Source organism: Pantoea wallisii, from assembly GCF_002095485.1.
Taxonomy (GTDB): Bacteria; Pseudomonadota; Gammaproteobacteria; order Enterobacterales; family Enterobacteriaceae; genus Pantoea; species Pantoea wallisii.
Genome location: NZ_MLFS01000089.1, coordinates 1 through 13,767, shown reverse-complemented (window position 1 = coordinate 13,767; position 13,767 = coordinate 1). Strand labels below are relative to the sequence as shown.

Sequence of the window (13,767 nt, the reverse complement as noted above, 5' to 3'; positions counted from 1 at the left end):
CAATATCCCTTCTTCCCTCACACACTGGCGTCGCTGTGGCTAAAAACCTAACCCTCTTTTGACTTTAGCCGTTGCGACCCGGAGGGCCGCCACTACGGAAGAGATTGGATATGCGGAAAAGAAAACGGCACCTGTGCGGTGCCGTAAAGGGAAAGATCACCGAATCCAGTCGGGCATATCATTGAGCCCCATCGCCTGCCTGAGCATGCGTGGTTTAATGCCCGGTAGCGTATCCGCCAGCTTCAGGCCAACGTCGCGCAGCAGCTTCTTCGCCGGATGCGTGCCGGCAAACAACTCGCGGAAACCTGCATTCCTGCCAGCATCATGGCCGCACTGTGTTTGCGGCTGCGTTCATAGCGTCGCAGATAAAGATGCTGACCAATGTCTTTGCCTTCCTGCTGCAGACGGCGAAGCTCACCAATCAGCTCGGCCGCATCCATAAAGCCCAGGTTAACGCCCTGCCCGGCCAGCGGATGGATGGTGTGCGCTGCATCGCCAACCAGCGCCAGACGGTGTGCGGCGAAACTGCGTGCGTAACGCGCCACCAGCGGGAAGGTTTTGCGTTCGCTCTCGACCTGGCACAGACCAAGACGCATATCAAAAGCCACCGATAACTGCTGATTGAACAACGTCTCCGGCATTGACTGCATGCGCGCCGCTTCCTGCGGTAACAGCGACCAGACAATCGAGCACAGGTGCGGATCCTGCATCGGCAGAAACGCCAGAATACCGTCGCCGTGGAACACCTGACGCGCAATGGCATCGTGTGCATATCGGTGCGTACGTTAGCGACCAGCGCATGATGCTCGTAGTCCCAGAACGTCAGCGGAATGTCCGCTTTATCGCGCAGCCAGGAGTGGGCGCCGTCGGCTGCGATCATCAGGCGAGCACTCATCATGCTGCCATCCTGCAAGGTAATAAAGGCTTCGTTATCGCCAAAAGCGACCTGCTGCAACTGCGAAGGTGCGAACAGCGTGACGTCGCTACACTGGCTGGCGCGCTGCCACAGGGCGCTGTGGATCACCTCGTTTTCGATGATATGCCCCAGATGCGACAGCCCCTGCTGCTCATCATCAAAACTGATCGAGCCAAAGCTATCCTGATCCCACACCTCCATGCCGTGATACGCGCTGGCACGCAGCGCCAGAATTCCCGACCAGACATCAAGCTTTTGCAGCAGGCGTTCACTGGCCGCATTGATCGCTGAAACGCGGATCGACGTCCCGCCAGCCGGATCAAAGTGTGGCTCGGGCGCTCTCTCTAGCACGGCAACGCGCAAGCCGCTGCCCTGCAAACCGCAGGCTACAGCCAGCCCCACCATGCCGCCACCGGCAATCGCCACATCAAATGTTTGCATTGCTGCCCCTTAATTCATGCTTAACGCTTGACCCAGCCGAGCGTACGCGCGGCAAGTGGGTTTCGCAGCCATGGCAGGTGGTCCATTGCCACCAGCCCAAGATTTCGTCCAGCCACTAACGGCGCATACCGGTTTGCGAAGATACGCACCAGCCCATCGGTCACGCCGATAGTTGCGGTGCGATCCGGCAGGCGACGCGCGGCAAAGTGGTGCAACACCGCGTAGCTGCCGGGATCCTGCTGCTGACGGTGCGCCGCCGCCAGCGTCTCCGCCAGTGACATCACGTCGCGCAGGCCAAGGTTAAACCCCTGGCCGGCAATCGGATGCAGCGTCTGCGCCGCGTTGCCCACCAGCGCCAGCCGGTGCGACACCTGACGCTCCGCCTTCTGCAGCGCCAGCGGGTAACACTCACGCTGGCCGGTATGCGTAAAGCGCCCCAGCCGCCAGCCGAATGCGCGCTGTAGTTCGCGCAGGAAGGTCTCATCATCCCACTGTTTAATTGTTGCTTCGGCCTGCGCCGGCTGGCCCCACACCAGCGACAATCGGTTACCGGACATCGGCAGCAGCGCCAGCGGACCGTGCTCGGTAAAGCGCTCGAACGCGCGTCCCTGATGCGGCAGCTGCGTTGAGACATTGGCGATGACCGCCAGCTGCTGGTAGTCATCGCGCTGCCAGCGGATGCCGCAGGAGGCCGCCACCGACGAGCGCGAGCCATCCGCAGCCACCAGCAGCGCACCAGAGAGCTGCTCGCCGCTATTGAGCGTCACCTGCACGCTATCCGCGCTGCGCGCCACCGATGTGACGTAATCCGGGCAGCGCAGCGTCACGCCAGGGGCGCGCTTCAGGCGCTGGAACAGCCGCTGACCAACGTCAAACAGCTCTACCACGTTGCCCAGCGCGGCGAGCTGATACTCTGCCGCCTGCAGCTGAACAAAGCCGCTGTGGCCGCGATCGGAGACGTGAATGTCGGTAATCGGCGTGGCGCAATCCGCCAGCGAGCGCCACAGATCGATATCAGCCAGCTGCTGGCAGGTGCCCGCCGCCAGCGCAATGGCGCGACCGTCATAGCCGGGATGGGCACGGCTGGCCGGCTCGCTGCGCTCAATCAGTGTGACCGGCAGTTGGCCCTGTGTCAGATGCGAAATCGCCAGTGCCAGCGTTGCACCGGTCATGCCGCCGCCTGCAATTAAGATGCTCATGCGCGACGTGCCGCCGCCATCAGCGCTTCAATGGCATCAGCGTCTTTCACAACGCTATCAGTGAGATTTTCGTTGCCGTCGGCGGTAATCACGATGTCATCTTCAATGCGGATGCCAATGCCGCGATATTGCGCCGGCACTTTGGCATCCGGGGCAATGTACAGGCCAGGCTCCACCGTCAGCACCATACCGGGCTCAAGCGTGCGCTCGCGGCTTGGCGTGCCGTAATGGCCTACGTCATGCACATCCAGCCCCAGCCAGTGGCTCAGCCCATGCATAAAGAACGGTCGGTGCGCCTGCTCTTCGAACAGCGTATCGATGTTCCCCTCAAGAATGCCGAGATCGACCAGGCCGGTAATCATGATGCGCACCACCTCTTCGTTCACATCATGGATGCTGATGCCCGGACGGAACATCGACAACGCCTTGTACAGCGAGGCCAGGACAATGTCGTAGATCTCGCGCTGCGGCTGACTGAACTTACCATTGACCGGGAACGTGCGGGTGATATCGCCCGCGTAGCCGTGAAACTCACAGCCGGCATCAATCAGCACCAAATCGCCATCGCGCATTTCGCTTTCGTTCTCGGTGTAGTGCAGGATGCAGCCATTTTCACCGGCGCCAACGATGGTGTTATAGGAGGGGAAACGTGCACCGTGGCGGGTAAATTCGTGATGAATTTCGCCCTCCAGCTGGTATTCAAACATGCCCGGACGGCAGCTCTGCATAGCGCGGGTGTGCGCCAGAGCACTGATCTGGCCGGCGCGACGCAGAATGTCGATCTCCTCTTCGCTCTTAAACAGACGCATCTCGTGCACCCACGGCCGCCAGTCGGTCACGGTAGCTGGCGCGCTGAGGTGCTGGCGGAAGCCGCGACGCAGCTTTTCCAGCGCGTCAAATACCAGCTGGTCAGCTTCGGCGTATTCGCCCTGTGCGTGGTAGACCACATCCAGCCCGTTGAGCAGCTGATGTAGCTGTTCGCCAATCGCATCCCACGGCAGTGCGCGATCGACCCCAAGCTTCGCCGGGGCCGCATCCTGGCCCAGACGGCGTCCGAACCAGATCTCCGCCGTTAAATCGCGTACGCGGTTAAACAGCACGCTGTGATTGTGCCTGTCGTCGCTTTTGATCAGCACCAGCAGCGCCTGCGGCTCGTTAAAGCCGGTGAAATACCAGAAATCACTGTTCTGGCGGTAGTTGTACTCGGTGTCGTTGCTGCGCGTCGCTTCAGGTGCAGCAAAAATCAAAGCCGCGCTGCCAGGTGCCATCCGGGCAATCAGCGCCTGACGACGTTGCTGGAACGTTTCCAGTGTAATCATGTTTGCACTCCCTGTTGAAAGCGGGCAGCAACCTGCCCGTGATGACGCGCTTAGTGTAGCGTGGGTTTCTGCACTTCTGGTGCGGTCGGCGAAGGCGGACGGGTAAAGGTATCGTGGCACAGCAGTGCGGCTACGCGCACATACTCGATCACCTCCTCCAGCGACTGCTCCAGCTCCTCCTGATCTTCATCTTCGTCATAGCCAAGCTGAGCGATGGTGCGCAGATCGTCAATCGCTTCTCCGGTCTCACCGGTTACTTTGTCCAGCTTCGGCTGCGTAACGCCCAGACCAAGCAGGAAGTGATTGACCCAGCCGGCCAGCGCATCGGCGCGATCGAACACGGTGATATCATCGTCGTCAGGCAGCATCAGCTGGAACAGAAAACCCTCCTCTTCCAGCGTGCTGATCAGGCTGTCATGCAGGGCCTCTAAAGCTGCGCCAGGCTCTGCGAAAACGCCATGCCTTCGTTGGTCAGGTCATGCACCAGCGTCTTCCAGCTGGCATCCTGATTGCCGCCGCACAGAATGCCACACAGCAGTCCATGCATCTCGGCGGGCGTCATGCCTGTGCCCTGCTGGGAAAGTGCTGTAGCCAGCGCGTTGTAACTCGGTGTTGCGTTCTGTAAAGACATAAGCTTTGGTCGTCGTTGGCAGAATAAGTTCGTGTTATGCTACCACCAGGTGCCTCAGGGTTTCCAGAAAAGGGGTTGTAACTTATCACGCGGCTCTATATAGTTGCGCACCTCCCAACCCATTGACAGGTAAGGGAGATGCGAGCGGAGTAATCAGTCAGGATGGTGGCATGTCTGCACAACCGGTAGATATTCAGATTTTTGGTCGTTCATTGAGAGTGAATTGTCCGCCTGAACAGCAAGATGCGCTGAATCTGGCCGCAGAGGATCTCAATCAACGGTTGCAAGATTTAAAAGTTCGCACTAGAGTCACAAATACAGAGCAACTGGTGTTCATCGCTGCGTTAAACATTTGCCACGAGCTGGCACAGGAAAAAGGTAAGACGCGCGACTATGCAGCCAACATGGAACAACGTATCCGTATGCTGCAGCAGACCATTGAACAGGCATTAGTTGAGCAAGGTCGCATAACCGATCGCCAGGGCCCTAAATTCGAATAACACTTCATGGTTCTCGTGTTAGAGTAACGGTGAAGTCAATTTTCTCTGAGATGTTTGCAAGCGGGCCAGTCCCCTGAGCCGATATTTCATACCAACAGAGTGTGACGCTCTGTAACCTGTGAGCATGCTCGGTCCGTCCGAGAAGCCTGATGGTTACGACGGCATACTCACCTTGAACCAAGGGTTCAAGGGTTACAGCCTGCGGCGGCATCTCGGAGATCTCTTCTTAGTACCAATCTGCTATTCCCGGTGTGATAAAGTGGCTTTTAACAGCCATATCAGCCGGGGGCATCATGTCAGCACCTTCTCTTCTCAATCGTCAGGATATTCGCCAGCACGTGCGCCATTTGCGCCGGAATCTCACGTCTGAACAGCAGGAAGTGGCCGCTGACCTCCTGGCCGAACATGCCCTCAACTTTGCCCCCATTGCGCACGCACAACACATTGCGCTGTTTCTGCCGGTCGATGGCGAACTCAATACCCGTCCGCTGATTGCCAAACTGTGGCAGCAAAAAAAACAGGTCTGTCTGCCGGTGCTGCACCCCTTCTCGCCGGGCAACCTGCTCTTTTTGCGGTATACACCTGAAACTCAGCTCATTCCCAATAAGCTGCGCATTCCTGAACCGCCGCTGGATATCACCCAACTCGTCACGCTCGATCAGCTTGATGTCATGCTGGTGCCGCTGGTGGCCTTTGATCATGATGGGCAACGATTAGGTATGGGCGGAGGTTTTTACGATCGCACTCTGCAAAACTGGCAGCAGCATGGATTTCTGCCGGTGGGACTTGCGCACGATTGCCAGCGCGTTGAAAGGCTACCGGTGGCGGCCTGGGATGTGCCGTTACCGGCAATTCTGACGCCATCGCGACTGTGGCAGTGGGAGACCAGAGCGCGCTAAAACAGAGGGCGCCCGCAGGCGCCCTGAGAGATCAGTACAGCAGGCGGGCGCGCATGGTGCCCGGAATGGCCTTCATCAGCTGCAGGGCTTTCTCTGCAACATCCTCTTCGGCATCAATATCAATGACCACATAGCCCATCATGGGTGAAGTCTGCAGGTACTGAGCGGCAATGTTGATCCCCTGCTCGGCGAAGATCTGGTTAATCGCGGTCAGTACGCCGGGACGGTTTTCATGGATGTGCAGCAGGCGGCTGACGCTGGCGGCGTGCATTGGCAGGGAGACTTCCGGGAAGTTCACCGCAGAGAGCGTAGAGCCGTTGTCGGAGTATTTTGCCAGTTTGCCTGAGACTTCCAGCCCGATGTTCTCCTGCGCTTCCTGGGTTGAGCCACCGATGTGCGGCGTCAGAATCACGTTGTCGAATTCACACAGCGGTGAGTTGAACGGATCGCTATTGGTGGCAGGCTCAACCGGGAAGACGTCAATGGCTGCACCGGCCAGATGTTTACTGGAGAGCGCACTGCACAGCGCAGGAATGTCGATCACGGTGCCGCGTGCGGCGTTGATCAGCAGCGCGCCGGGCTTCATCAGCGCCAGCTCTTCAGCGCCAATCATGTTTTGCGTTGAAGGGGTTTCCGGCACGTGCAGGCTGACTACATCGCTCATATTCAGCAAATCAGAGAGATGACGCACCTGAGTGGCATTACCCAGCGGCAGCTTGTTCTCGATATCATAGAAGAACACATGCATGCCCAGGCTCTCTGCCAGCACGCCAAGCTGCATCCCAATGTGGCCGTAGCCGATGATGCCGAGCTTCTTACCGCGTGCTTCAAACGAGCCATTGGCCACTTTGTTCCAGATACACGGTGCGCTTTGGCGTTGGCTTCCGGAATGCCGCGCAGCATCAGCAGCATTTCACCGATTACCAGCTCGGCAACCGAACGGGTATTGGAGAATGGCGCGTTAAACACCGGCACACCGCGTTTGGCTGCGGCGTTCAGGTCAACCTGGTTTGTTCCGATACAGAAGCAGCCAACCGCCACCAGCTTCTCAGCTGCAGCGAAGATCTCTTCCGTCAGTTGGGTGCGGGAACGGATACCAATGAAGTGCGCATCGCGGATGGAGGACTTGAGCGTCTCTGCATCCAGTGCCCCTTTGTGGAATTCGATATTGGTGTAACCTGCAGCACGCAGGTTCTCCAGCGCGCTCTGGTGAACGCCTTCCACCAGCAGGAACTTAATCTTGTCTTTTTCCAGTGATACCTTTGCCATTTCCCGACCCTATTCAGAATTCAACGAGGACTACCATAAGATAGCCTTCTGTCAAAATATCAAAATTTTCGTGCGCGGCAATACAAACGATTGCCTGCACACCAGCATGCGCCAACGCCGGGACAGCACAAATCCATACAAAATCATGGTATGCGCGAAGCGCAAAGTACGAACCTGCTGTTGATGAATCATTTGTGACATAAGTCACCAAATTTCACCGCGATAAGAAAAGATGTTTTGCGGCGGGAAATAACCGGCGTCACTTGCACGCCGGTAAGATCATTGCGTGATGGTTTTCACCCCATCCGGTGTGCCAATCAGCGCCACATCTGCACCGCGGGCGGCAAAAAGGCCAACTGTTACCACACCTGGCAGTGCGTTAATGGCTTTTTCCAGCGCGATCGGATCAAGAATACGCAGATTGTGTACGTCGAGAATAATGTTGCCGTTGTCGGTCATCACATGCTGACGATACTCCGGCTGGCCGCCAAGTTTTACCAGTTCACGGGCCACATAGGCGCGCGCCATGGGAATGACTTCAACCGGCAGCGGGAAGTTACCCAGGATATCCACCTCTTTAGAAGCATCGGCAATGCAGACAAACTTCTTCGCCACGGCTGCCACGATTTTCTCACGCGTCAGCGCGGCGCCGCCGCCTTTGATCATCTGCATCTGCGGGTTGATCTCATCGGCCCCATCGACATACACCGAGAGCTCATCCACGTTGTTAAGATCAAACACCGGAATGCCCAGTGACTTCAGCTTCTGCGTGGAAGCTTCCGAGCTGGAGACCGCCCCTTCAATCTGATCTTTGATAGTGCCGAGCGCATCAATAAAATGCGCGGCCGTTGAACCGGTGCCAACGCCAACAATGGTGCCGGGCTGCACGTACTGCAGCGCTGCCCAACCTACCGCTTTTTTCAGTTCATCCTGGGTCATGGTATGTTTAAAACCTGTGCGACATCGAAGTGCGCGTAGTATAAAACAAGGCGCCGTAAAAAAGCGCGACTGTTGGACCATCGATTTAAGCCTTTGGAAGCCAGCCCGCAAAAAAGCGCCAGCCGCACAGGCTGCCCCTTTTATGGCATAGTACTTTCCATCCTGAACGAGAGAGAACAACAATGAAACGCCCGGATTATCGAACGCTTCAGGCGCTGGATGCTGTGATTCGCGAACGCGGTTTTGAGCGCGCCGCCCAAAAACTCTGCATCACGCAGTCGGCGGTCTCACAGCGCATTAAACAACTGGAAAACTTATTTGGTCAGCCGCTGCTGGTCCGCACCGTCCCGCCGCGCCCAACGGAGCAGGGACAAAAACTGCTGGCGTTACTGCATCAGGTTGAGCTGCTGGAAGAGGAGTGGCTGGGGGACGATAACGGCGGCACTACACCGCTGCTGCTGTCGCTGGCGGTCAACGCCGATAGCCTGGCAACCTGGCTGCTGCCGGCGCTGAAAGATGTACTGGCGGACTCGCCGGTGCGCCTGAATCTGCAGGTGGAAGATGAGACCCGCACTCAGGAGCGTCTGCGCCGTGGCGAAGTGGTCGGCGCGGTGAGTATCCAGCCGCAGCCGCTGCCAAGCTGCCTTGTGGACCAACTGGGCGCTCTGGACTATCTGTTCTGCGCGTCGCCGGATTTTGCCGCGCGCTATTTCCCGAACGGCGTGACGCGCTCGGCGCTGCTGAAAGCTCCGGCGGTCGCGTTTGACCATCTGGACGATATGCATCAGGCATTTTTACAGCAGAACTTTGATTTATCTCCGGGCAGCGTACCGTGCCACATCGTGAACTCGTCGGAAGCCTTCGTGCAGCTGGCCCGTCAGGGATCGGTGTGCTGTATGATTCCGCATTTGCAGATTGAGCGCGAACTGGCGCACGGGGAGCTGGTGGATCTTACGCCGGGGCTCTATCAGCGTCGTATGCTGTACTGGCACCGTTTTGCGCCGGAAAGCCGTTTAATGCGTAGCGTCACTGACGCGCTGATTGCGCATGGCCATCGCGTGCTGCGTCAGGATGACGTTGCGGCGTAAAAACGTTGTCATGGCAACTGGCTGGCGCCCCTGACGGGTCGCCACGACGTGTCATGGCTTCTTCCTTATCTTACACCTGCTTAAAGCCTCTCATTAACATCTTCCGTATAAAGCATAATCTCATACCCTCAGGCAAACGTAGCGACGCAGCCCGCGCCGCTACGCACTACCTTACTGCGCGGTGTTTGGTTTGATCTCAAAAACGACATCGACCTGATCGTCGAAGTGGATGCTCTGCTGCTCATAGGTTTGCTGCGCGGTGGTATCTGCTGCCGCACCTGCCGCTTTGTACATGCGTGCCATAGGCATCGGCTGGTAGTTAGCCACGTGATATCGGATGCTGTATACCGGGCCGAGCTTCGCATTGAAACCTTCCGCCAGCGCATTGGCCTGCTGAGTTGCATTGGCAATTGCCGCTTTACGCGCCTGATCTTTGTAGCTATCCGCATTCGTCACACCCAGCTCAACCGAGCGGATCTCGTTCAGCCCCGATTTCAGCGCGCCATCCAGCAGATCGTTCAGCTTATCCAGCTGGCGCAGCGTCACCTGCACCTGACGTACCGCGCGGTAGCCTTTCAGGACCGATTTGCCCTCTTTGGTGTAGTCATACTCGGGCTGCGTGCTCAGATTAGCCGCATCGATATCCTTCTTCTCAATGCCGCTCTTCTGCAGGAAATCGAAATATTGCGCCACGCGATCGTCGGCTTGCTTCTTCGCATCTGCCGCGTCTTTCGAAGCGACATTCACCACAATAGAGAGTGTTGCCATATCCGGACTGGCATCCACGCTGGCCTGTCCTGAGGTCACCACATGGGGTCCGTTTGGCACTTCACCTGCCTGGACCAGACCGGACAGTGCGCCCGTGCTCATTACGGCGGCCAGCGCCAGTGCTTTCAGTTTCACGAAAGTCCTCCTTGAAGGGTTCAATTTGCAGGTCGCCACTATGGCGAAACCCAAAACACATTGCTATGCGTGATGGTCTGAGTTTGAAATTAGCAAAAAGTTCGGCGCTACGCTGGTTTTAACGTCGCCGGGATCGCAAAGTTATCTGCACAGGTTAGCCATAATTCACGTCATGCGTTTCTATTAAAGAAACACTTTTGTGTTCCGGGAGAGCTGCATCATGACAGAACAGCCACTTAGCCAAGCCACGGCCAGTGTCCGCGCCGGGCGCACCCGCTTTCTGATGCTGGGACTGGTGTTTATCAACATCATTATCAACTACATGGATCGCACCAATCTCTCGGTGGCCGCCACCGAAATGGCCGGAGAGCTGCGCTTTACGCCGATGGAGATGGGACTGATCTTCTCCGCTTTTGGCTGGATCTACGCTGCGCTGCAAATTCCCGGCGGCTTTCTGATTGATCGCCTTGGTGCGCGGCTGGTGTACGGTGTCGGCCTGTTTGCCTGGTCACTGATCACCGCCCTGCACGCCCTGGCTAACAGCTTTGGCCTGCTGTTTGGGTTGCGCCTTGGCGTCGGTGCGTTTGAAGCGCCGGTGATGCCGTCAAATAATCGGGTGATCTCCAGCTGGTTCCCCGAACAGGAGCGCGCGAGCGCCATCGGCATCTACTCTTCCGCCCAGTTTGTTGGCCTCGCCTGTATGACACCGCTGCTGTTCCACGTGCAGGATGCCTTTGGCTGGCGCGGACTGTTCCTGATCACCGGTATAGCCGGTATGATCTGGGCGCTGGTGTGGTATCTGCTCTATCGCGAACCCAACCAGCATAAAGGCGTGACCGAAGCAGAGCTCAACTACCTGCGTGATAACGGCGCGCTGCTGGAGAGCCGGCAGAGCACGCCGCAACCGCCCGCTCGTTGGGCCGATCTGGCGCAGATGTTCCGCAGCCGTAAGCTGGTCGGGATCTACATCGGCCAGTTCACCATCTCCGCCACATTCTGGTTTTTCCTGACCTGGTTCCCGACCTATCTGGTTGAGTACCGGCACATGGATTTCATCAAAAGCGGGTATGTCGCTTCCGTGCCCTACTTCGCCGCCTTTTGCGGCGTACTGCTGGCCGGTTTCGCTTCGGATCGCATGATACGTCGCGGTGTCTCTGCCAGCGTGGCGCGCAAGCTGCCGGTTATTCTCGGCCTGTTTCTGACGCTGTTTATCCTCGGCGCAAATTACACTGACGATTCACGCCTGATCATCCTGTTCATGTCACTGGCCTTTTTCGGGAACGGGCTGGCGACCATCACCTGGGTATTTGTTACCGCACTGGCACCGCGGCATTTGATTGGGCTGGCGGGTGGCGTGTTTAACTTTACCGGCGCGCTCTCATCGATTGTGGTGCCGATCGCCATCGGCGCCCTGATTGATGGCAGCAACTTCGCGCCAGCGCTGGGCTTTATCGCAATTCTGGCCGCCATCGGTATCTGCAGCTATCTGTTTATTGTCGGGAAGATCGATCATGTCAGCGCGCACTGATCAGCATCTGCGCCAGCGCGTGCAGCTGTTGCAGCCGCTGCGTCAGGTGCGCATCGTCGGTCTGCCAGATTTTGGCAAACGCCAGTGCGGCGCGATTATTGTTGATGGGCAGCGCCATACCGATCTCGCCGTCGTCACGATGCCAGATCAGATGCTCCTCAGCGCGTTTACGCTCCAGCAGCGGCGCAATCTGCGTCCACTGCTCATCATTAAAACGCGGGCGCAGAACCTCATCGCTCTCCGCCGCCAGCAGCGCGACGCCAATCACCGATTGCCACGCCGGCAGCATCCGGAAGCCCGCCAGCGCCTGGCTGGTACGGGTGCGTTCGCCCGGTTCCGAGTGCCAGATATAGATCACCTGATCCTCCCACAGCACGCCAAGCGCCACCACGATATCGCGCGGGGCGTGCGCTTCCAGCTGTGGCAGTGCCTGCGCAAACAGCGACGAACCGCGAATCGCCTGTGCAGCCAGCGCGTGAATGCCGGGTCCGGGCAGGTAGCGGCGATGTTCATCCTGCATCGTCAGCCCAACGGAAGCCATGGTCATCAGCAGCCGGTTAACCCGCGTACTGTTCATGCCCATCTGACGCGCCAGCTCACGACAGCCAATGGCTTTATCGCTGGATACCAGGTACTGCAGGCAGCGAATTCCGTCAATCAGGCTTTGATTGGGTTGCGAAGACATAGGTCACCTTATGACGGTAAAAACTCAATCTTAGCAGTCTTCTCGCGGGAGTAATGCCACTATGCAAACATTCTCGACACAGGATGCACGCCGTTTTCCTGAACAGTCGCTGCACGCCGATCTGGTCGTGGTCGGCGGCGGATTAGCGGGCGTTTGTGCCGCGCTGGCTGCAGCACGTGATGGCCTTCAGGTTGTGCTGATTCAGGATCGCCCGGTGCTGGGCGGAAATGCCTCCAGCGAAGTGCGGCTCTGGGCTAACGGCGCCACCTCCCACATGGGTAACAACAACCGCTGGGCGCGTGAAGGCGGCATCATGGGCGAGCTCATGGAGGAGAACCTGTGGCGCAATAAAGAGGGCAATCCGGTGCTGTTCGATCTGGTGCTGCTGGATTGGGTGCAGGCGCAGCAAGGCCTGACGCTGTTGCTCAATACCGTCGTCAGCGATATCGAAAAAAGCGGCCGTCGGTTACAGGCAGTACACGCGTTTAACGCCATCAATCAGACCTGGTACCGGGTGGCGGCAGAGCAGTTTATTGATGCCAGCGGCGATGGCGTGCTCGGCTATCTGGCAGGCGCTGCGCATCGCGTCGGCGCGGAATCCCCGGAAGAGTTTGGCGAAAAGATGGCGCCGGGTGAGCACTTCGGTCATAAGCTCGGCCACTCTATCTACTTCTACACCAAACGCACCGCGCAGCCGGTACGCTTTGTGGCGCCCTCCTTCGCGCTCAAAGAGATCGCTGCGATCCCGCGCTACAAACGGTTGACCTCGGATCTCAACGGGTGCGATCTCTGGTGGCTGGAGTGGGGCGGAAGGCTTGACACCGTGCACCAGAGTGAAGCCATTAAGTGGGAGCTGTGGAAGATCGTCAGCGGCGTTTGGGATTACATCAAGAACGCCGGCGAATTCCCGGACGCGGAGACGCTCACGCTGGAGTGGATTGGCCTGATTCCAGGCAAGCGTGAGAGCCGCCGTTTTATGGGCGATGTCCTGCTATGCCAGCAGGACATCATCGAACAGCGCGACCACTACGATGCCGTGGCCTATGGCGGCTGGTCTATCGATTTGCATCCGGCGGATGGCGTCTATAGCGCGCACGATGGTTGCCGTCAGTTTCACAGTAAAGGCACCTACACCATCCCGTTTCGCGCGTTATACAGCCAGTCACTGGATAATCTGCTGCTCACGGGGCGCCTGATCTCCGCTACGCATGTCGCTTTCGGCAGCGCACGCGTGATGTGCACCTGCGGCGTGCTTGGAGAGGTTGTCGGACGTGCCGCGGCCCTCTGTCAGCAACGGCACTTAACGCCCCGGCAGCTGGCCCGGCCGGATAATATTGCTCTGCTACAGCAACAGCTGCTGCGTCAGGGCGCATATATTCCGCGCCAGCAGCTGAACGATCCGGCGCGGGGCGCTGACGTTAGCGTCAGCAGTACCCTGGACGCTGCGCGC

Annotated in this window: 10 protein-coding genes, 1 other RNA gene and 3 pseudogenes; 6 read left to right on the top strand and 8 right to left on the bottom strand. The window is 58.1% G+C overall.

What is annotated here, in order from left to right:
• Positions 1-156 precede the first annotated feature (156 nt).
• From ubiI to HA48_RS20765, 4 genes and pseudogenes are all read right to left on the bottom strand, one after another.
• Positions 157-1,357, bottom strand: a pseudogene (gene ubiI / locus HA48_RS20780) (FAD-dependent 2-octaprenylphenol hydroxylase).
• A 20-nt stretch (positions 1,358-1,377) separates the two neighbouring features.
• Entirely contained in the window at positions 1,378-2,556 is a 1,179-nt protein-coding gene (ubiH, locus tag HA48_RS20775) for a 2-octaprenyl-6-methoxyphenyl hydroxylase (protein WP_128603008.1), read from the bottom strand.
• Entirely contained in the window at positions 2,553-3,875 is a 1,323-nt protein-coding gene (gene pepP / locus HA48_RS20770; protein ID WP_128603007.1) for a Xaa-Pro aminopeptidase, read from the bottom strand. The genes ubiH and pepP overlap by 4 nt, the downstream gene beginning before the upstream one ends.
• A gap of 50 nt (positions 3,876-3,925) precedes the next feature.
• Positions 3,926-4,506: pseudogene (locus HA48_RS20765) on the bottom strand (YecA/YgfB family protein).
• 170 nt (positions 4,507-4,676) lie between these two features.
• On the opposite strand from HA48_RS20765, the gene zapA reads away from it, so the two are divergent.
• The 3 genes from zapA (at position 4,677) to HA48_RS20750 (ending at position 5,905) form a co-directional block, all read left to right on the top strand.
• Positions 4,677-5,006, top strand: coding sequence for a cell division protein ZapA (gene zapA / locus HA48_RS20760; protein WP_034823204.1), 330 nt, complete (start codon positions 4,677-4,679; stop codon positions 5,004-5,006).
• Between the two features lie 39 nt (positions 5,007-5,045).
• Positions 5,046-5,229: non-coding RNA, 6S RNA (ssrS, locus tag HA48_RS20755), on the top strand.
• Between the two features lie 70 nt (positions 5,230-5,299).
• The gene (locus HA48_RS20750; protein ID WP_128603006.1) at positions 5,300-5,905 is read left to right on the top strand and encodes a 5-formyltetrahydrofolate cyclo-ligase; all 606 of its coding nucleotides are present in this window, start codon (positions 5,300-5,302) and stop codon (positions 5,903-5,905) included.
• A 31-nt stretch (positions 5,906-5,936) separates the two neighbouring features.
• Here HA48_RS20750 and serA read toward each other — a convergent pair.
• Both serA and rpiA read right to left on the bottom strand, forming a co-directional pair.
• Positions 5,937-7,174: pseudogene (gene serA, locus HA48_RS20745) on the bottom strand (phosphoglycerate dehydrogenase).
• Positions 7,175-7,453: 279 nt separating this feature from the next.
• Complete coding sequence (gene rpiA / locus HA48_RS20740) at positions 7,454-8,113, bottom strand: ribose-5-phosphate isomerase RpiA (protein ID WP_128603005.1); 660 nt, start codon at positions 8,111-8,113, stop codon at positions 7,454-7,456.
• Between the two features lie 182 nt (positions 8,114-8,295).
• On the opposite strand from rpiA, the gene HA48_RS20735 reads away from it, so the two are divergent.
• A complete protein-coding gene (locus HA48_RS20735; protein WP_128603004.1) occupies positions 8,296-9,201 on the top strand; it encodes a LysR family transcriptional regulator ArgP in 906 nt (301 codons plus the stop codon).
• A 171-nt stretch (positions 9,202-9,372) separates the two neighbouring features.
• On the opposite strand, the gene HA48_RS20730 is transcribed toward HA48_RS20735, so the two are convergent.
• Entirely contained in the window at positions 9,373-10,104 is a 732-nt protein-coding gene (locus HA48_RS20730; RefSeq protein WP_128603003.1) for an oxidative stress defense protein, read from the bottom strand.
• Positions 10,105-10,324: 220 nt separating this feature from the next.
• Here HA48_RS20730 and HA48_RS20725 point away from each other — a divergent pair, with 220 nt between their 5' ends.
• Positions 10,325-11,632, top strand: coding sequence for an MFS transporter (locus HA48_RS20725; RefSeq protein WP_128603002.1), 1,308 nt, complete (start codon positions 10,325-10,327; stop codon positions 11,630-11,632).
• Here HA48_RS20725 and HA48_RS20720 read toward each other — a convergent pair.
• Entirely contained in the window at positions 11,619-12,317 is a 699-nt protein-coding gene (locus tag HA48_RS20720; protein WP_128603001.1) for an IclR family transcriptional regulator, read from the bottom strand. The genes HA48_RS20725 and HA48_RS20720 overlap by 14 nt on opposite strands.
• Positions 12,318-12,378: 61 nt before the next feature.
• Here HA48_RS20720 and HA48_RS20715 point away from each other — a divergent pair.
• On the top strand, positions 12,379-13,767 hold a 1,389-nt coding region (locus tag HA48_RS20715), incomplete at its 3' end, for an FAD-dependent oxidoreductase (RefSeq protein WP_139807996.1).

What these genes read in the sequence shown, in the direction of transcription:
- ubiH (WP_128603008.1), bottom strand. Translation starts at nt 2,556, where the DNA reads ATGAGCATCTTAATTGCAGGCGGCGGCATGACCGGTGCAACGCTGGCA.
- pepP (WP_128603007.1), bottom strand. Translation starts at nt 3,875, where the DNA reads ATGATTACACTGGAAACGTTCCAGCAACGTCGTCAGGCGCTGATTGCC.
- zapA (WP_034823204.1), top strand. Translation starts at nt 4,677, where the DNA reads ATGTCTGCACAACCGGTAGATATTCAGATTTTTGGTCGTTCATTGAGA.
- HA48_RS20750 (WP_128603006.1), top strand. Translation starts at nt 5,300, where the DNA reads ATGTCAGCACCTTCTCTTCTCAATCGTCAGGATATTCGCCAGCACGTG.
- rpiA (WP_128603005.1), bottom strand. Translation starts at nt 8,113, where the DNA reads ATGACCCAGGATGAACTGAAAAAAGCGGTAGGTTGGGCAGCGCTGCAG.
- HA48_RS20735 (WP_128603004.1), top strand. Translation starts at nt 8,296, where the DNA reads ATGAAACGCCCGGATTATCGAACGCTTCAGGCGCTGGATGCTGTGATT.
- HA48_RS20725 (WP_128603002.1), top strand. Translation starts at nt 10,325, where the DNA reads ATGACAGAACAGCCACTTAGCCAAGCCACGGCCAGTGTCCGCGCCGGG.
- HA48_RS20720 (WP_128603001.1), bottom strand. Translation starts at nt 12,317, where the DNA reads ATGTCTTCGCAACCCAATCAAAGCCTGATTGACGGAATTCGCTGCCTG.